Genomic DNA, 16653 nt, shown 5'->3' on the forward strand with positions numbered 1-16653 from the left:
GTACTTCCACCGGTGTGTTTTCAACCCTTAAAAGTAACGTGAAAACATGGTGTGTAGTGCTGATTTGTGAAGTGGCACCGGTTCGGGATACAGTATTCGAGTGCCCAGCCGAGAGGCTGAACAAACACCCTAGCCCGGGTGGCGGAATGGCAGACGCGCTAGCTTGAGGTGCTAGTGTCCTATTAACGGACGTGGGGGTTCAAGTCCCCCCTCGGGCACAACCGAAACCCCGTGTTTCGCACCATCGGAAAAGATGATGTGAGACACGGGGTTCCTGCTTTCGTATGTCCGGCCCGGGGGGTAGCCCATCGGCGGGCGGCCGCCCCGACTTGGCGGCTCCCTAAAGCCCCTATCCCGCTGTAGTAATAGTGGGTTCCCGCTCTTCGACCACCGTGGCTTTCTTCTTCGACGTGACGTAGCTGTGTACTGCCTTGATCGCAATGGGAGCTACTGACAGCGCAATAATGAGCAGCATGATCTTCTCAATCGAGTTGGCGATGCCCGGAATATTGCCCAGAAAGACGCCGACGAGGTTCATAGAAAGCACCCAAGCCACTGCCCCGCTGACATTCCAGCCAATGAACTTCTTATAGCGCATCCCGGCCGTCCCGGCAGCCACCGGGATGAAGGTACGTACGATCGGAACGAACCGTCCCAGCACCAAAGCAAGAGGGCCGTGCTTGCGGAAAAAATTCTCCGCGGTGTTAAGGTACTCCAACTTGAGGAGCCGTGCATCCTGCTGAAACAAGCCGCGCCCGAAGCGGTGGCCAATCCAATAGCCCACTTGATCACCTGCAATAGCAGCCACGATACCCACGGTGATAAGCAGCCACAGTGAGACATGAAGATCGTGGCGCAGAATCGCGGCGGTCACCAAAAGGGAGTCTCCCGGAAGAAACGGAAAGAGCACGCCTGATTCGATGAATACAACGAGCGCAATTCCGCCAATCACCCACGGCCCGAACGCTTCGAGTAAGGTGGCCGCGTCCATATAGGACGTGAGGTTATGAAGAAAGTCCAAGATCCACTCCAAAAAGATCATCGGTGTCAGGACAGACACGAAAAGAAAGCAGTGCGGATGCGCACCGCTCTTCAGTATCCTCCGCGAAGTCCATATCGTATGCACTGGATTGGGGCTTGCCAGCAAGTTGGGGCGAAACTGCCAGCCCCTCCCTAGACGGCGTTGATATCTGCTTTTATTTCCTCCCCGCTAGAGCTGGGCGCGAGTATTCTTCATGCAGCCTGAATGAGGGATCAGCAGCCTTGTAGCGCTAGGCTTGAAGCCCTATGAAAACTGGTTGGGTGCGCAGCGTCGGTGACTTCTTCGTGTCACTGGGACGATCGGCATGGCAGAGCTTTCGTCGCTGGAGCTGGAAGCGGTGGGCAGCAGTAATCGTTGCCGGCGCGGCGTTGATTGTAGGTGCCGTGCTTGTCGACGTCCCCTCGCTCGCCGTGCTGCGCTCGTGGTCGGAGCACCTTGGGCCTTGGTTCGTTGTGGCCTTTACAGGGGCCTATGTTTTCTTTACGCAGTTTCCCATCCCGCGAACTGTATGGACGCTCGCCGCTGGCCTGCTTTTCGGTCCGTGGCTGGGGTTGGCCATCTCTCTCGTGGCGCTGACCATCTCCGCTACCGTTTCCTTGCTCATTGTGCGCAGCTTGCTCGGTGAGTGGATTCGTCCGCACCTCACGCACCCAGCGGTGTACGCAATCAACGCTCGACTCGACCGGCGCGGCTGGCTGGCTGTAGCGTCACTGCGGATGGTGGCGGGAGTTCCTTTTTCCTTACTCAACTATGTCGCCGCGCTGACTCCCATTTCGGTCATGCACTTCTCCGTAGCCACGCTCATCGGCTCTATCCCCACGACCGCCATCGGCGTCTTCTTCGGGGATGCGCTCACCGGCTCCACGAGCCCCTACACCATTGTCGCCTTCCTGTTAGCGGCCGCGCTCGGGGCCGCGGGGCTCATTCTTGACACGCGTTTGCCTCTTGCCCCCGGAACGCGCGGCTCGGTCAAGCGCAAGGGGTAGACTGGGCCTTGTTTCTCTCTGGAAGGAGTCCCGCACTGTGCTAGCAGTCCACGCCCGTTACCGCGGCCGCTCGGTACGCCGAGCTGATTTGGTTCAACGCTCCGCCGCTGCCTTGTCCACCCTGGAAGGCATTGGTGAATTCGAGGTTCTCGGTGTCGAGGATATCTGCGCCGTGGCCTATTCTTCTTCCGCAGTCTGCGATGTTGTGATGGCGCTGCTCGCGGACGGTGATTGGGCCATCGGCATCGGAGTTATCCCCGGCCAAGGGGCCGGTGACGCCGAAACTCGGGCGGTGGCTACCGCCGCGGTCAAAGGCTCCGCTCGTGCGGGGCACGTCTACGCCAAGGTGGATCGTCGCGGGCGGGCACAGCAAGCGCAGGATATTGCGGCGGCCTTCGCCCTTTTAGGCTTTGTCTTGAACAAGCGCACGATGGAGGGCCGCGAGGCCACCTCGCTGGTACGCGGCGGGCTGAACCAAAATGAGGCCGCTGAAGAACTGGGCATATCCAAACAGGCGATGTCCCAACGCCTGCAAGCTGCGGGCTGGGCGGCAGAGACCGCCGGCTGCCAGCTGGCGGTCAACCTCATCGACCGAGCAAATGCGGATTAGAGTAAATCCTCTTTGCTCAGCTCCGGTGTGGTGACGAAGTCCACGAGCCGCTCTACCGCACCGATCAGCGTGGAATCCAGATCCCGGAATGACGTCACGGCGTTGTAGACGCGGCTCCAGCCTTCCTTAGGGTCAGACCATCCAACACGGCGGCAGATGCCAGTCTTCCAGTCCTCTCCAAAGGGCACGTCCGGCCAGGCTCGCAGCCCGAGGCGCTCAGGTTTGACTGCTGCCCAGATATCAATGAAGGGATGCCCGGTAACGAGCACGTGCTCGCCGACCGTCTGCGTCAACCGCGTCTCCTTCGATCCTTCGACAAGGTGATCCGCCAAAACCCCTACGCGGCGTCCAGGGCCCGGCTGAAATTCGGCGAGACGTTCCTCGAGGTTGTCCAGACCTTCGAGGTATTCGACGACCACACCTTCCACGCGCAGGTCGTGGCCCCACACCTTTTCCACGATGGCGGCATCGTGGATGCCCTCGACCCAAATGCGTGATGGCGCGGCTACCTTCGCTTCCACATTTTCCACGCGGCGTGATCCTGAATTGGACTTGCGGGGTGCTTGCTTTTCGACGTAGCGGGTCAGCGTAACCGGCTGCCCCTCCAATAAAAATCCACCTTTGACGAGTTTGAAGACACGTGCGTTTCCGTGCCGATCCTCGAGCCGCACTACTGGGCCCCACACGGTCTTGTCAACGCCTAAGACCGCTCCCACAAAATCATCACCGCGAACCTCGACCACCATGCCTGGTTCTGCGGGTACCTCGGGGTACTCCGTCTTCTTGTTGCGTGCATGTCCGGCAAAAATATCGCCGCCATAGGGGTCCCGGGAATTCAAGCTCATAGCGGTCTACCCTATCGTCTACACTGTCCAGCCATGGATATGCGCGCCGAAGTCTGGTCCCCTCTACAAAACGTTGCCGTGTGGCTTGGAGCGTGGTTGTGGGGCCAGGAATCTACCGATGACTTCCTCGACGCTCTCACTGAGCTTGGCGGCGAGCAAGTAGCCGCTGACGGTAAGCCTTTCGTTAATGTTATGTCACTTCTAAGGCGCGAGTCGGCCGCGATCATCGAGCGCGGTGAACGCGAGCCATTGCTGCGGCTGGTCCTTTCTGGGCCCGGCGAAGCGCCGGCTCTTCCGGCGGGATCCGAGTCCGCTCAAGCTGCGGTCGAAAACCCGGCCGGCGCCATCGTTGTGCGCACCAACGATCCTGATAGGAATTTAGTGCTTATCCCCACCTACATCGCAGGTGTGACGCGGTGGACGGTGATTGAGGAAACGGACCCGTTGCCCTCGCCCGCGTGGCTGAGCCCAGGAGAAGCGGATGCGCTGCTGAGCACTGCAACGAATGAATCGGCCTCTCTCATCGAAGCAACGGGGTATCGCAGCGATGCTCTCCCCAACCCGCGGCTGACCGTAGGTACGCTGAGCGACTTCTACGACACCCCGGGCTTGCCCTCAGCGGTGCCGGGGCGTGCGGCAAAGCTCTTTGCTCGGGCTGACCGGGTTGCTGCCATTATCGAGACGGTGACTGATCGAGTCCAAGACCACAGCCTCGATCCGCAGCTTCTGCGCCTGTGGCGCCACATCCGCCAAGCGCGCATGGCGGGAGTGGCCTACGCGTTAAGCGAATTCGCACGCTAGTGAGGCTTGCGCAGCGACCAAATATCGCAGCAACCATCGGCGCAGGGCTCGCCGTTGACCGTGCACCCCTGCACTGTGACCTCGCCGAGGGACGCGGGCACACTGCCCTGCTCTAGTTCCTCGATCAGATCCACGATCAGCGATGCAAAGCGCTCAGACGGCCCGGCGGTGCGGGTGCGGTAGACACTGACGCCCATCGCATCGGCGGCCTGCTTGAGCTCGGAATCGAGATCCCAGATAACCTCCATGTGATCAGAGATGAATCCGATGGGACAGACGACGACGCCGTCGACGCCTTCCTCATCGTGGATCCGTGTGGTGTGGTCTACGATGTCTGGTTCCAGCCACGGTGTGGCCGGGTTACCAGAGCGCGATTGCCACACGAGGTCATAGTCCTTAACGCCGGCCGCCTCGGCGACGAGGCGAGAGGCCTCCGCCACTTGGCGGGAGTAAATATGTTTATCCCCTTCGGCACCTCCAACCGCATCGTGTGCCGTGGGCACCGAGTGCGCAGTGAAGAGCATGCGAGTGCGAGCCAGCTTGTCGTCCGGAACCTGCGCGTAGGCCTCCCGGACAGCGGCAGCCATTTCCTCTACAAACTTCGGGTGATCGAAGAACTGGCGCAGCTTGGTGAAGGTTATGTCTGGAAGGTTGTTCTCCTCAACGTGCTGACGCAGGGCAACGATGTCTTCGTTGTATTGCCGGCAGGCGCTGTAGCCGCCCCAGGCCGAGGTGGCAAACACGGCGACGCTGCGCACTCCGTCCGCTGCCATCTGGTCAACGGCCTCTGTTCCAAAGGGATGCCAATTGCGGTTGCCAAAATAGACAGGCAGATTATGTCCGCGGCTCGAAAGCTCCGCAGAGATATTAGCGATGATCTCTCGATTCAATGCATTGAGAGGGCTTATGCCGCCGAAATGGAAGTAGTGCTCCCCCACCTCTTCGAGGCGCTCACGAGGGATGCCACGGCCGCGGGTAACGTTCTCCAAAAACGGAACGACCTCCTCGTTTCCTTCCGAGCCACCGAAAGAAAGAACGAGGAGGGCGTCAAATGAGGAGGGCACCGAATCGGTGCTGTGGGCGTTGCCCTGGGCAGTACGCAGTGTGTCAGTCATGCAGCCCAGTCTAGCAACGCACCCTCCTAGATCAGGCGCACGGCATAGGGGGCCATGCCGCCTTGGCGTACGGGGGTGATACTCACGTTTTGACCGGATTGTGGGGCTTCAACCATGGTGCCATCACCAAGATAGATAGCCACGTGATGGTTGCCGCTAGGGCCATAGAAGATAAGGTCGCCGCGCTCCATTTCGCTCGGGGAAATCTTCGTTCCCTTCTGGTACTGGTATCCGGTGTAGTGCGGTAAGGAAATACCCACGCCGGCGAAGGCATACAGAACCAGCCCCGAGCAGTCGAAACCAACCTTGTTGTAGTCACCGTGGGAGTCTGCAACGCCTCCATCACGGATGCCCTTGGTAGGGCCATTTGCGTCACCGCCGCCCCACGCATACGGAACACCGACTTGAGAGGTGGCACGCTCAATCACGGTCTCAATCTTCGCTTCGCGGGAGGCGTCGCCCAGCGTCGCGGACGCCTTCTTCGTCACACTGTCGGTTGTATCAAGCTCTTCGAGGACGCCGGACAGATCGGAGGCAAGAGAATCCTCGTCCTCAGTGGACGTGATCGTGGATGCCGAATCACTTGTCGACGTCTCGGTGGATCCCGCCGCCGTGGATCCCGTGCTCTCCCCTTCGCCCTGAAGGGCAAAGAGCTTCGAAGAGCCCTGCACCAGCGCGTCGATCTCGTCCTGGGTCAAGCTGTTGTTGTGGTTAGGCTGGGACGCCGCCACCATCGAGGCGACGGTTCCAACTACGCCGATGCCGAGGGCAACAGTCTCAGGATCGATGTCACCCGGATCAAAAGAGCTGCCGCCTCGGGGCTGCCCTGTCTCCTTCTTCTCAGAGCCCGTTGCGCGAGTAGAAGACAGCTCCTGCACGTTTGGATCCGAAGCAACCGCGTCTGCAGCGCTTGAAAGTTCCTTCATCTCCTCCGCAGAGGCCGCAGGGGTCGAGCGCTGTGCTTGGAGCGTAGGAGTCTTGGCTTCAGAGGCCGAAGGGCCAGCCGGCGCGTTGGTCGTGGACTCGGCGGCAGTCGTTGTGCTGGCGGGCTCGGACGGGGCTACCGTGGGCTCATCGGCGTCGTCGGCGGCCTCGGTGGCGTCCTGCGTATCGCCCTGCACCTCCGATGTCAACGCTTCATCGTTGACTTCTGTTCCAGCCTCAAGGGTTGACGCTTCATTTTCGTCAACCTCCTTAGCTTGATTGAGGGCCTTATGGAGAGCGGAGAGTTGTGAGAGAAGATCATCGCGCTCGGATGCCGAATCCTTGATGGAGGCTTCGGAGGCGGTGAGCTGATCGCGTGCTGCGGTCTCGGCATCAGCGGCCCGGTCTGCGCGCTCCTCAGCAAGCTGCTGGGTCTTGCGCAGCTGAGATTCCTTATTGGCCTTTTCCGTCCGCTGTTTTTCCAAGTCACGCAACACGGCCTGTTGCTTATCGGATTGTGAACGTAGATAGGACTGACGCTCAAGCATATCCGAGCGGGCATCCTTACCTGCTGCATGCGCAACAGTGTCGGAGGTATTGGCGCGGCGGTAGGCCGAACGTGAGACCTCGTCCAACTTTGCTTGCGCATCCGCGACATCCGCCTGCGCGGCGTCGAGTTGCTCGCGCGCCGTCGTGGTCCCCTGGCGTGCCTGGGCCGCCTTGGTCCGAGCGTCGTTGAGATCGACGAGCGCCCGGTTCACAGATTCGCGTTGGATACCGATGGCCGCTTCAGCTTGAGCGATACGTTCCTCGATCTGCGCGATGGCGCCGGCGAGGTCAGCGATGGACGGATTATCGGAGGATAGCAGGGAGTCGATGTTGAGCTGCTCAGGTTCCGCCGCCACTGCAGGAGTGAGCGAGGAGGCAGTAGATAAGGCTGCAGTGGTCGCAATAGCAGCGAAGGCTGCTTTGAAGCGCCGGAAGCCGAAGGATGATGTGGTGGCCACGAGAGTTATCTCCTAGACACCTACCCATGTAGTTGTGCATCCCTACAGTATTTCCTCATGGCTGGGCGAAGCCGGATGCGGCAGCAGAAAACGCCGCTGGGACTTGAGGTTGCTTCTTCGCCGATAGCGAGTAGGTACTGCGGGGTGCGTCGCCTCCCCAACCACTTCGAAGCTGAAAGGTTGCATGCGTGCCTAAGGAAAGCCGTGCGCTTCCTAGAGTTACGCCTTCGAGGCTGATGAAGCGGTGATGGATACGCGAACAAGAGTGGTCGAACGAGGCATGTACGTCCTGGCGCAGGCAGGAGTATTCCTGCGTTCGTGCCCCTAAAGGGCACTGTGTTCTGCCAACAACGGAGACACTAAAGGTACTGCGCAGGCGCTGTGTGTACACCAACGTCTCATCAGACCGCCGTCCCAATCTTCCAGTTGCAGAGCGTCCCTCGCTCGATAGCGAGTACGCCTAGGACTAGCCGCGATCCGACGACGAAGGGGCACACCTCTGGCTGAGGGCCACGTCTCTCACGGTTCCTCCTCGCTGGACGCCGCGCTCGTGAAAGCAGCAACTCGCGCCCACATGGCACGAGTGCCCGCCTCCATGGCTGGCACCCAACCGGAAACCGGAAGAGCATACGGCCGCTTCTTGCCCGCTACAAAGACGCGCACAATGAAGTGTGTGAAGCCTCTTCCACTCGGAAGGTAGGTGTTTCGATTTTTAAAAGTTGAACACTGGTACCGACTGCCTCGGGCAAACTGTTCCGCTACTCGCGTCAGCAGTGACACGACGTTCATCCACCAGGCGGTGAACCCCAACTGTTCCCTTCGCTCGTGGCGTGCTTCCCCACATACCCGTGCGACAAATCAATTGAGAGTCAAGGCTTGGTCCATGAACGTATGGAGCAATAGTCAACCCGTGAGTCGATACGTGAACCATACGTCACCGACACTCCATCTCGCACACTTTCCTCAATTTTCACATCAGCCACGTGCGGGCACAGGGCATGACAGGAGCACCTAACCTGCAATGACTTTGTTACCAAGGTGTGATTGTGATGTTTATCACGTTCGAGTAACGCCTACTTGTAAGGTCTGCTTTCGGGGCTACCTGGCAGTGAATGTACGGTGTCACGCCTTGAGGCTTGTCTCACCGACCGCTCTCGTGGTTGCTCCGGATCGCTACATTCGCCCTTCATGGCGGCCTGGGGCACGAAATTCCAACGGGACCACGTGACCCTTGGTGAAATTTCACGGCCCGGCATGCCTCTCAGTAGTGGATGCCTTGTCGTTCGGCGCGCGACGCCAACCACTCCCCCGCTTCGAAAGTAAAGGGATAGTGGTTGACTTTTGTCACTTCCCCACTCCCCCTGCCGTCAAGCCCCAACGAGTAGCGAAGTGCGCGCCGTAGTTATTCCGCCTATTTTTCGGCGATCAAATTGTGCCGAGCAGACGCGCGGAAGGCTATCCATCCGACGGCCGAAGCGAGGCAGAAAAGGAGCCCCAGAATGATTCCCCATGGTGCCGAAAAATGGTCAGCGGTGGCATAGAAATCATTGAGCAGCGTGACCTGATCGAGACCGGTTGGCAACGCATCTTCGGCCGCCTCCAAGGTTGCGCGGTCATAAGAATTGCTCACCGCGGAGACCTTCATGGGCGCCTGCAAGATGACAGTGTCTAGCCCTGTCTGTCGCTGGAGGGTTGTCGCTAAGTCGCGGAGATCCGGAATCTTCTCCGGGAAGACGTCAACCACTGCGATACCGTGTCCGGGTTGTAATGAGGCTGAGATGTGGGCCTGGAGGTCGTCGTCAAGCGCCAGCTCCGGATTAGAGAAGGCAACGCCGTCGGCTGACAGCTGTGCGGCAATATCGTCTACATTTACGTTCGCCGGGATCATTTGCCACTCCTCGTTATCTTGTAGCGCTTCGGTTCCCCAGATTCGTGGTCGAGCCTAAACCGCCGGACCCGGGCAAGCTTCGCGACGCGCCGCTACCCCCGAAATGGATGAAACAGAACGCGCGTACTGTTATAGTGGTGTCGACCGAGGGTTCTTACATCTACAATGTATTAGAGAACATGCGTGTTCAAAGATCGTCGACACGCTTGGCCTCCTGAAAGGTCAGTGCTAGTCGGATAGTTCGACGAACCCTCGACAAGTGTTCGATAACCCACAAGCGAAAAGCAAGGAATGGAGCTCCTTATGACTGAAAGCCTGAACTCCTTCGGCGCCAAGAAGACTCTTGAGGTCAACGGTAAGTCTTATGACTACTTTGACATCAACGCAGTCGAGGGCCTGGAGAAGCTTCCGTACTCCCTCAAGGTTCTGGCTGAGAACCAGCTGCGCTACGAGGACGGTAAGAACGTAACCAAGGATCACATCAACGCTTTGGCCAATTGGGATCCGTCCGCTGAGCCGGATACTGAGATTCAGTTCACCCCGGCCCGCGTTCTCATGCAGGACTTCACTGGCGTCCCTTGCGTGGTGGACCTCGCAACCATGCGTGAGGCTATCACCGCACTCGGTGGCAAGCCGGACCAGGTGAACCCGCTCAACCCGGCCGAGATGGTTATTGACCACTCCGTCATCGTCGAAGCCTTCGGCTCTACTGAAGCCCTCGAGAAGAACGTGGAGATCGAGTACGAGCGCAACCAGGAGCGCTACCAGTTCCTACGCTGGGGTGCTGAGAACTTCTCCAACTTCCGCGTTGTCCCCCCGGGAACCGGTATTGTCCACCAGGTCAACATTGAGTACCTCTCCCGCGTGGTCTTCGACAACGACGGTCTCGCATACCCGGATACCTGCATTGGTACCGACTCCCACACCACCATGGAGAACGGCCTGGGCATCCTGGGCTGGGGCGTTGGCGGCATCGAGGCAGAGGCAGCGATGCTGGGCCAGCCGGTGTCCATGCTGATCCCGCGCGTTGTGGGCTTCAAGCTCACCGGCGAGATTCCGACCGGCGTGACCGCTACCGACGTGGTTCTGACCATCACCGAGATGCTGCGTCAGCACGGCGTGGTTCAGAAGTTCGTTGAGTTCTACGGCAACGGCGTGAAGGCTGTGCCGCTGGCCAACCGCGCCACCATCGGTAACATGTCCCCCGAGTTCGGCTCCACCGCTGCGATCTTCCCGATCGACGAGGAGACCATCAAGTACCTCGAGCTCACCGGTCGCCCACAGGAGCAGATCGACCGCGTCGAGGCATACGCCAAGGCACAGGGTATGTGGCTGGAGCAGGATGCTCCGGAGGCAGAGTACTCCGAGTACCTCGAGCTGGACCTGTCCACCGTGAAGCCGTCCATCGCTGGCCCGAAGCGCCCGCAGGACCGCATCCTCCTCTCCGAGGCCAAGGAGCAGTTCCGTAAGGATCTGCCGACCTACGCTTCCGGCGAGGTTGTTGCCGACGAGTCCACCGTTGAGGCCAAGCGCATGACCGCCGAGGGCGGCGACGAGAACTCCCTCGTTGACGTGACCGGTGGCCTGAACAAATCCCGCGCAGGCGAGGGTGAGTCCGCTGCCAAGGGCGGCTCCGGCCGCCAGTCCAACCCGGTGACCGTCACCTCCCCGAACGGCGGTGAGTACACGCTGGACCACGGTATGGTTGCCATCGCTTCCATCACCTCCTGCACCAACACCTCCAACCCGTCCGTTATGGTCGGCGCTGGTCTTATCGCACGTAAGGCTGCTGAAAAGGGCCTGAAGTCCAAGCCGTGGGTTAAGACCATTTGTGCTCCGGGTTCCCAGGTTGTGGATGGTTACTTCCAGCGCGCAGACCTCTGGAAGGATCTAGAGGCCCTGGGCTTCTACCTCTCCGGCTTCGGCTGCACCACCTGTATCGGTAACTCCGGCCCGCTGCCGGAGGAGATCTCCAACGCCATCAACGAGCATGATCTGGCTGCTACCGCGGTGCTTTCCGGTAACCGTAACTTCGAGGGCCGTATTTCCCCGGACGTCAAGATGAACTACTTGGCTTCCCCCATCATGGTCATTGCCTACGCTATTGCGGGCACCATGGACTTCGATTTCGAGACCCAGCCGCTGGGCCAGGATCAGGATGGCAACGATGTCTTCCTCAAGGACATCTGGCCTTCTCCGCAGGAGATCGAGGACACCATCCAGCAGGCCATCTCCCGCGAGCTCTACGAGGCTGACTACGCCGACGTGTTCAAGGGCGACGACGCATGGCGCAGCCTGGATGTCCCGGAGGGTGAGACTTTCAAGTGGAACGAAGACTCCACCTACATCCGCAAGGCACCGTACTTCGATGGCATGCCGACTGAGCCGGAGCCCGTTCAGGACATCAAGGGCGCTCGCGTCCTTGCAAAGCTCGGTGACTCCGTGACCACCGACCACATCTCCCCGGCCTCCTCCATTAAGCCGGGTACCCCGGCCGCTCAGTACCTCGATGCCAACGGTGTGGAGCGCCAGGACTACAACTCCCTGGGTTCCCGTCGTGGTAACCACGAGGTCATGATGCGCGGTACGTTCGCTAACATCCGCCTCCAGAACCAGCTGGTCGACGTCGCCGGTGGCTACACCCGCGACTTCACCCAGGAGGGCGCACCGCAGGCCTTCATCTTCGACGCCTGCGAGAACTACAAGGCAGCCGATATCCCGCTGGTTGTCCTGGCAGGTAAGGAGTACGGCACCGGTTCCTCCCGTGACTGGGCTGCTAAGGGCACCAACCTGCTGGGCGTAAAGGCCGTTATTACCGAGTCCTTCGAGCGCATCCACCGCTCGAACCTCATTGGTATGGGCGTTATTCCGCTGCAGTTCCCGGAGGGCGAGTCCCACGAGTCCCTCGGCTTGGACGGCACCGAAACCTTTGACATCGAAGGTATCGAGGCTCTCAACGAGGGCGGCATTCCGAAGTCGGTTCACGTCACCGCCACCAAGGAATCCGGCGAGACCGTTGAGTTTGATGCCAAGGTTCGCATCGACACGCCTGGTGAGGCCGACTACTACCGCCACGGCGGCATCCTGCAGTTCGTTCTGCGCCAGATGGTCAAGGCCTAAACCAACCTTGCCCACCATGCAGGTTCCCCGGAAACGGGGTGGCCTGCATAGTTAGGCGGATAGGCCAGCCAGCAACATAGAGTGCTGGCTGGCCTTTCTGCTTCCCGCCCCACATACTCCACATACTTCCGTCACTCGTCTATCCCCCAGCCGCGCTTTAAGGAGCTTTTCCCCACCATGCCGATTATGAGCGACTCCGAACTGAACCGCCGCCGCCATGACATTCTGGTCGGTGCACGCAGATGCTTCGCTGAGCACGGCTATGAAGGTGCCACAGTTCGACGCCTCGAAGAAGCCACGGGTAAATCGCGCGGGGCTATCTTTCACCACTTCGGCGATAAAGAGTCTCTCTTTTTGGCCCTGGCTCGGGAAGACGCGGCCCGCGAGGCCGAGGTCGTAGCAAACAACGGTCTCGTTGAGGTAATGAGCGAGATGCTGCGTCACCCAGAGCGCCATGACTGGCTTGCTACCCGGCTTGCTGTGACCTCGATGCTGCGTACCGATCCCTCCTTCGCTGCTCGGTGGCATGAAGAGCAGCAGGTTTTGGATAAGGCGGTCCGTGCGCGCTTGGAATCAAACGCCGAGAAAGGCCGGCTGCGCGACGACGTCTCTATTGATACCCTCGTGACTTATCTAGAGACCTTCATGGACGGTTTTATCAACCGCCTAGCGCTCGGGGACACGAAGAATCTAGAACAGGTGTTGTCCTTAGTAGAGCAATCGATTCGTGGCCCACACGCCGGTCACTAAGCGCTTAACACTCAGTGCCGGAGTGTGGTTGACGCTACACTGTGGCGCATGGACCATACTCCCCTACAGCTTCCGCGGACGCAGTGTGGAATTAGTCTGAACGCCACACCCCGGCTTGCTCCGAAAGAACAGCGCGCCCACGATGCTCAGCCGAGCCCGCGAATGGACAATTCAGGTCTTCGCGAGGTCATCGAGGAGGCTGGGCCCCAGCCTGGGCGCCTGAAGCTCAGCGACCTGGCAGTCTGGGTCATCATAGGTCTAGTTGGACTATTTATGTGCAACATGACGTTCTCTTTCTTCGCTGGTGATTTTGGTCCTCCGCGATTCAGCTTCTCTGACATCGGCATATTTTCGCTAATCCCTATCATTTTGTGTTTCCTCAGCGCGACCTTTGTCGCTGTGAGCCTGTGGAACATCCTCAAGGAAATCGGTAAAGCTCGGCGTTTGCGCACCGCGTGGCGCAATGGCTGGGTAGAATACCGTCCCGCTCTCATCGGTGAGTTGGTTTACCTGCGCAGCAAAACCGAAGGTCCCGATGATCGTGAACGGACCTATTTCTATTACTCCGCGCCGCTCATGATCCTTCAACCAGACGGCGCACTGGCGAAGGCCATGTCCGGTGAGTTCCGCGCAAACAACCCGAACTGGTTGAGATCACGTGGCGCTGCACTGGCAGAGGGCTCCCGGATCGCTACCGTGGATACTGCGAACAATAATGGCTGGACCGTCGCTGCTTACCGCACCGACGGAACGAGCTCGGAGGCGGAACTCTCCAATGGACTCACCGGCCGCCAAGTTGATGCCGTTCTCCACTTCGCCGAACAGCATTGGGTGCGCTAAGCCGCTGTTCGATTGGTTGGCCCGCCGCCCAACACGGGTCCTACTCCCCATTGGGTGTTGAACCGACGAGAAAGGCAGCTCTAACCCCTTTACACTGTGATCCATGACGCAATCTTCTATTCAATTGCCTCGGTCACCGCTGAAATTTGATGCAGCCAGCGCCGGCTCCCTCGCGCCTAAGGAATTAAAGGAGCACGATCAGCAACCGAACCCTAACGTGGACCGCAGCGGTATACGCGAAGCTATCAATAGTGTCGGGCGACCGATCGGCCATACGAATCTCGGCGCGATCATCTTTGGATTCATCTTCATCTCCATGGGTGTCATGTCCCTATTCTTCACAGTGTTCCATGTGCTATTCCTCTTTGTCCTATTTCCGGGCGCAGACGGAACGAACGGCGGGATACCAATAGCCAGCATTATCAACGGGCTTGCCGCACTGGTATTCATCTTTGTCGGAGTCATGCTCGTGCGGGGTCGCTGGGGAAGGAGAACTAGGTTGCGGACCGCCTGGGCGAATGGGTGGGTTGAGTACCGTCCTGCGTTAATCGGGGAGCTCGTCTACAAGCGCCGCGTCGACTACAACGACAACACCGACTACTATTACACCGCCCCGATACTCATCTTGCAGCCAGACGGCTCGTTGACAAAGGGCATGACAGCGGAGTTCATCGCTCCGAACCCGAATTGGCTGAAGCTTCGCGGCCGGCTGCTCGCCGATGGCCCCCTTGTCGCCACCGTTGACTTCAACCACAATAACGGCTGGAGTGTGGTGGGATACCGCGCCGACTCGGACAAACCGCAACTAGAACTCCAGCATGGTCTGCGCAAGAAGAACATCGAGGCGGCGCTGTCTTTTGCTGAGCAGAACTGGGTAAAAGGTTAACGCTCAACAGCGTGCCATCGTGACGCCCACCTTCTTCAGGAGCCCACCACAATGTCTCAGCAAGCGATAGCCCCCTTCGACTTTCCGGATCATGAATACTCCGAAAGGCTCATTCCTCGTAGCTTAAGGGAAGTATCTTCGCCAAACCCTTCTCCTACAACAGCTGCCGTCGGTCGCGCCATTGCCGCAGCTGGGCCACTGCCGGGTGGATCCACATCTGGATGGAAGAACCTGCGAACCAACCTCATCGTGGCGGTAGTGCTACTCGCTATCGCGATATCAGCCATTATCGGCGAAGATACGTCCATCAGCTCGGGGTGGAAGGGATTGGCCGTCGCAGTCTTTGTCCTCGTGCTCGTGGTCGCGGCAGGGAGACAGATTCGGTCCATTCGCAGTTCAACGTGGGGCGCACGCCGACTGGGCACCGCCTCAGAAAAAGGCTGGATTGAGTACTATCCCGCTCTGCTCAGCGAGATCTGGCAGACCGGTCGGCACGTGCCGCATGCCGATCCCACCGAGTACTACTACAAAGCCAAGGTGCGCCTCTTCCTCCCCGACGGCACAGTTCAAGAAATCATCAGCGACGAGTTTGAATCCCACACGTCTCCCCGGGCCTTCCGCGAGCAAGGTATTGCCGTGGTGCGCTTCCAAAGCCAAGCTACCTTCGAGCACACCACGGGGTGGTACATCGCCGCCCACCTCGCTACTAAACCTTTTCGCCAGGCGAGCTTGCACAACGGTCTGACCCGCGAGCAAGTAAGTGCCGGGCTTAACACCGCGGCTTCTCCTGCATCCTAGATGTCCTTAACGCTGCCTTCACCATCGATGAACTCCAGAGGCGAGGCTGGGAAGCTATCGCGGCGAGCAACCTCAGCGACAACCTCGGCGACAAGCTCCCGGGAAGTCGTCATGTCGCTCGTGCGCTCGGCGTCGTTATCGAGCACAGTAATGCCCTGGGAAGGCTCTTCCGTGAGCGCTGCAGGACCCAGAATGAGGTAGTTGAGATCCGTCGAATTCAGCTTATTGTCTACGGCCTTCTTGGACTCCACGTAGGCGTACCACTTCTCATCCGCAGGATCGGTCGTGTTCTCCGTAGCTCCCATATAGGAAATCATCACGTAGGCCGGGGTGTGCTTTCCCTCCTCCGTTAGCTTCTCCAAGCCAGCGATGGAGGCAAGTGCGGCATCGCGGTCGACTGCCCACGTCACTTCCGCGCCCGCGCGGCCACCGTTTCCAGCGCCCCACACGACGACGTCATAGTCAGCCAAAAGCTTTGCCCAGTCCTCGACAGAAAGCTCGGTGAGATCGCGCACTACTGCGGTGGCACCGAGGGCTTCTATATCGGCAACCTGGTCGGGGTTACGGATAAGGGAATGGACGGTGAGATTGGCGTCGACAAGCTTAGGCGCCGCCAATAGCCCAACCTTTCCGTGGCCGCCGATGTACAAAACCTTCTTGCGTGCAGTTGTTGTCGTATCAGTCATGTGCGCCACCGTACGCGCTATCTGATCTCTCTGCAGGACCCCAGAGCAGCTGGAAAAACGTACAGGCTACAATCTAGTCATGATCGCCATCATGACTGTTACCGGTGTCGATAACACCGGCATTATCTCCGCCGTGTCCACCGCCCTCGCAGAACTTAACGTCAATATCGTTGACGTCTCCCAGACGCTCATGTCTGAGTACTTCACCATGATCTTGCGCGTCGAATTCGATGAGAACGAGGTCAGCATTCAACAGCTCCAGGAGCGGATGAACACCGTCGGTGAGTCCATCAAGCAATCCATTCGCGTGCAGTCGGAAGCGCTGTTCACCGCAATGAACGAGATTTAGGGACGA

The 16653-nt window shown here is 59.2% G+C and carries 15 protein-coding genes and 1 tRNA gene; 10 read left to right on the forward strand and 6 right to left on the reverse strand.

All coding sequences use genetic code 11. The annotated features are described in order from the left end of the window. The first annotated feature begins 132 nt into the window (after positions 1 to 132). Positions 133 to 218, forward strand: a tRNA-Leu gene (locus tag QKE52_RS02725). Positions 219 to 349: 131 nt separating this feature from the next. Here the strand turns inward: QKE52_RS02725 and QKE52_RS02730 are convergent. Beyond that, on the reverse strand, positions 350 to 991 hold the full coding sequence (locus QKE52_RS02730; RefSeq protein ID WP_046649180.1) for a DedA family protein: 642 nt from the start codon (positions 989 to 991) through the stop codon (positions 350 to 352). Between the two features lie 296 nt (positions 992 to 1287). Between QKE52_RS02730 and QKE52_RS02735 the strand changes: the two genes are divergently transcribed. Both QKE52_RS02735 and QKE52_RS02740 read left to right on the forward strand, forming a co-directional pair. Next, complete coding sequence (locus QKE52_RS02735) at positions 1288 to 2028, forward strand: TVP38/TMEM64 family protein (RefSeq protein WP_046649135.1); 741 nt, start codon at positions 1288 to 1290, stop codon at positions 2026 to 2028. A gap of 37 nt (positions 2029 to 2065) precedes the next feature. Continuing rightward, positions 2066 to 2638 carry a hypothetical protein gene (locus QKE52_RS02740; protein WP_046649134.1) on the forward strand — a complete coding sequence of 191 codons (573 nt, stop codon included), beginning with the start codon at positions 2066 to 2068 and terminating at the stop codon, positions 2636 to 2638. On the opposite strand, the gene QKE52_RS02745 is transcribed toward QKE52_RS02740, so the two are convergent. Beyond that, positions 2635 to 3483, reverse strand: coding sequence for a DUF3097 domain-containing protein (locus QKE52_RS02745; protein WP_070547421.1), 849 nt, complete (start codon positions 3481 to 3483; stop codon positions 2635 to 2637). The genes QKE52_RS02740 and QKE52_RS02745 overlap by 4 nt on opposite strands. 33 nt (positions 3484 to 3516) lie before the next feature. Between QKE52_RS02745 and QKE52_RS02750 the strand changes: the two genes are divergently transcribed. Then, the gene (locus QKE52_RS02750) at positions 3517 to 4284 is read left to right on the forward strand and encodes a hypothetical protein (protein WP_049157678.1); all 768 of its coding nucleotides are present in this window, start codon (positions 3517 to 3519) and stop codon (positions 4282 to 4284) included. On the opposite strand, the gene QKE52_RS02755 is transcribed toward QKE52_RS02750, so the two are convergent. The 3 genes from QKE52_RS02755 to QKE52_RS02765 all read right to left on the reverse strand — a co-directional run bounded on the left by QKE52_RS02755 (position 4281) and on the right by QKE52_RS02765 (position 9218). Further along, on the reverse strand, positions 4281 to 5399 hold the full coding sequence (locus tag QKE52_RS02755) for a ferrochelatase (RefSeq protein ID WP_347948071.1): 1119 nt from the start codon (positions 5397 to 5399) through the stop codon (positions 4281 to 4283). The two genes, QKE52_RS02750 and QKE52_RS02755, sit on opposite strands and share 4 nt — an antisense overlap. Positions 5400 to 5425: 26 nt before the next feature. After that, the gene (locus QKE52_RS02760) at positions 5426 to 7330 is read right to left on the reverse strand and encodes an NlpC/P60 family protein (RefSeq protein ID WP_070702618.1); all 1905 of its coding nucleotides are present in this window, start codon (positions 7328 to 7330) and stop codon (positions 5426 to 5428) included. A gap of 1411 nt (positions 7331 to 8741) precedes the next feature. Continuing rightward, positions 8742 to 9218 carry a DUF6676 family protein gene (locus QKE52_RS02765; RefSeq protein ID WP_347948072.1) on the reverse strand — a complete coding sequence of 159 codons (477 nt, stop codon included), beginning with the start codon at positions 9216 to 9218 and terminating at the stop codon, positions 8742 to 8744. Between the two features lie 303 nt (positions 9219 to 9521). Between QKE52_RS02765 and acnA the strand changes: the two genes are divergently transcribed. The 5 genes from acnA to QKE52_RS02790 all read left to right on the forward strand — a co-directional run bounded on the left by acnA (position 9522) and on the right by QKE52_RS02790 (position 15612). Continuing rightward, a complete protein-coding gene (gene acnA, locus QKE52_RS02770) occupies positions 9522 to 12338 on the forward strand; it encodes an aconitate hydratase AcnA (RefSeq protein ID WP_210401765.1) in 2817 nt (938 codons plus the stop codon). Positions 12339 to 12515: 177 nt separating this feature from the next. Beyond that, entirely contained in the window at positions 12516 to 13088 is a 573-nt protein-coding gene (locus QKE52_RS02775) for a TetR/AcrR family transcriptional regulator (RefSeq protein WP_070547417.1), read from the forward strand. 48 nt (positions 13089 to 13136) lie between these two features. After that, positions 13137 to 13928, forward strand: coding sequence for a hypothetical protein (locus tag QKE52_RS02780; RefSeq protein WP_347948074.1), 792 nt, complete (start codon positions 13137 to 13139; stop codon positions 13926 to 13928). 103 nt (positions 13929 to 14031) lie between these two features. Continuing rightward, positions 14032 to 14814 carry a hypothetical protein gene (locus QKE52_RS02785; protein WP_070547415.1) on the forward strand — a complete coding sequence of 261 codons (783 nt, stop codon included), beginning with the start codon at positions 14032 to 14034 and terminating at the stop codon, positions 14812 to 14814. A gap of 51 nt (positions 14815 to 14865) precedes the next feature. Then, on the forward strand, positions 14866 to 15612 hold the full coding sequence (locus QKE52_RS02790) for a hypothetical protein (protein ID WP_070517801.1): 747 nt from the start codon (positions 14866 to 14868) through the stop codon (positions 15610 to 15612). Here QKE52_RS02790 and QKE52_RS02795 read toward each other — a convergent pair. Then, the gene (locus QKE52_RS02795) at positions 15609 to 16298 is read right to left on the reverse strand and encodes an NAD(P)-binding oxidoreductase (protein ID WP_347948076.1); all 690 of its coding nucleotides are present in this window, start codon (positions 16296 to 16298) and stop codon (positions 15609 to 15611) included. The genes QKE52_RS02790 and QKE52_RS02795 overlap by 4 nt on opposite strands. A gap of 79 nt (positions 16299 to 16377) precedes the next feature. Between QKE52_RS02795 and QKE52_RS02800 the strand changes: the two genes are divergently transcribed. Next, positions 16378 to 16647 carry an ACT domain-containing protein gene (locus tag QKE52_RS02800; RefSeq protein ID WP_010186707.1) on the forward strand — a complete coding sequence of 90 codons (270 nt, stop codon included), beginning with the start codon at positions 16378 to 16380 and terminating at the stop codon, positions 16645 to 16647. Positions 16648 to 16653: the final 6 nt, after the last annotated feature.

The organism is Corynebacterium sp. c25Ua_47 (genome assembly GCF_039907205.1).
GTDB classification, from domain to species: domain Bacteria; phylum Actinomycetota; class Actinomycetes; order Mycobacteriales; family Mycobacteriaceae; genus Corynebacterium; species Corynebacterium hiratae.

Excerpts from the sequence above, each read along its gene's own strand:
- QKE52_RS02800 (WP_010186707.1), top strand. The coding sequence starts at position 16,378 with ATGATCGCCATCATGACTGTTACCGGTGTCGATAACACCGGCATTATC.
- QKE52_RS02735 (WP_046649135.1), top strand. The coding sequence starts at position 1,288 with ATGAAAACTGGTTGGGTGCGCAGCGTCGGTGACTTCTTCGTGTCACTG.
- QKE52_RS02765 (WP_347948072.1), bottom strand. The coding sequence starts at position 9,218 with ATGATCCCGGCGAACGTAAATGTAGACGATATTGCCGCACAGCTGTCA.
- QKE52_RS02750 (WP_049157678.1), top strand. The coding sequence starts at position 3,517 with ATGGATATGCGCGCCGAAGTCTGGTCCCCTCTACAAAACGTTGCCGTG.
- QKE52_RS02780 (WP_347948074.1), top strand. The coding sequence starts at position 13,137 with ATGGACCATACTCCCCTACAGCTTCCGCGGACGCAGTGTGGAATTAGT.
- QKE52_RS02795 (WP_347948076.1), bottom strand. The coding sequence starts at position 16,298 with ATGACTGATACGACAACAACTGCACGCAAGAAGGTTTTGTACATCGGC.
- QKE52_RS02790 (WP_070517801.1), top strand. The coding sequence starts at position 14,866 with ATGTCTCAGCAAGCGATAGCCCCCTTCGACTTTCCGGATCATGAATAC.
- acnA (WP_210401765.1), top strand. The coding sequence starts at position 9,522 with ATGACTGAAAGCCTGAACTCCTTCGGCGCCAAGAAGACTCTTGAGGTC.
- QKE52_RS02775 (WP_070547417.1), top strand. The coding sequence starts at position 12,516 with ATGCCGATTATGAGCGACTCCGAACTGAACCGCCGCCGCCATGACATT.
- QKE52_RS02755 (WP_347948071.1), bottom strand. The coding sequence starts at position 5,399 with ATGACTGACACACTGCGTACTGCCCAGGGCAACGCCCACAGCACCGAT.
- QKE52_RS02785 (WP_070547415.1), top strand. The coding sequence starts at position 14,032 with ATGACGCAATCTTCTATTCAATTGCCTCGGTCACCGCTGAAATTTGAT.
- QKE52_RS02745 (WP_070547421.1), bottom strand. The coding sequence starts at position 3,483 with ATGAGCTTGAATTCCCGGGACCCCTATGGCGGCGATATTTTTGCCGGA.
- QKE52_RS02730 (WP_046649180.1), bottom strand. The coding sequence starts at position 991 with ATGGACGCGGCCACCTTACTCGAAGCGTTCGGGCCGTGGGTGATTGGC.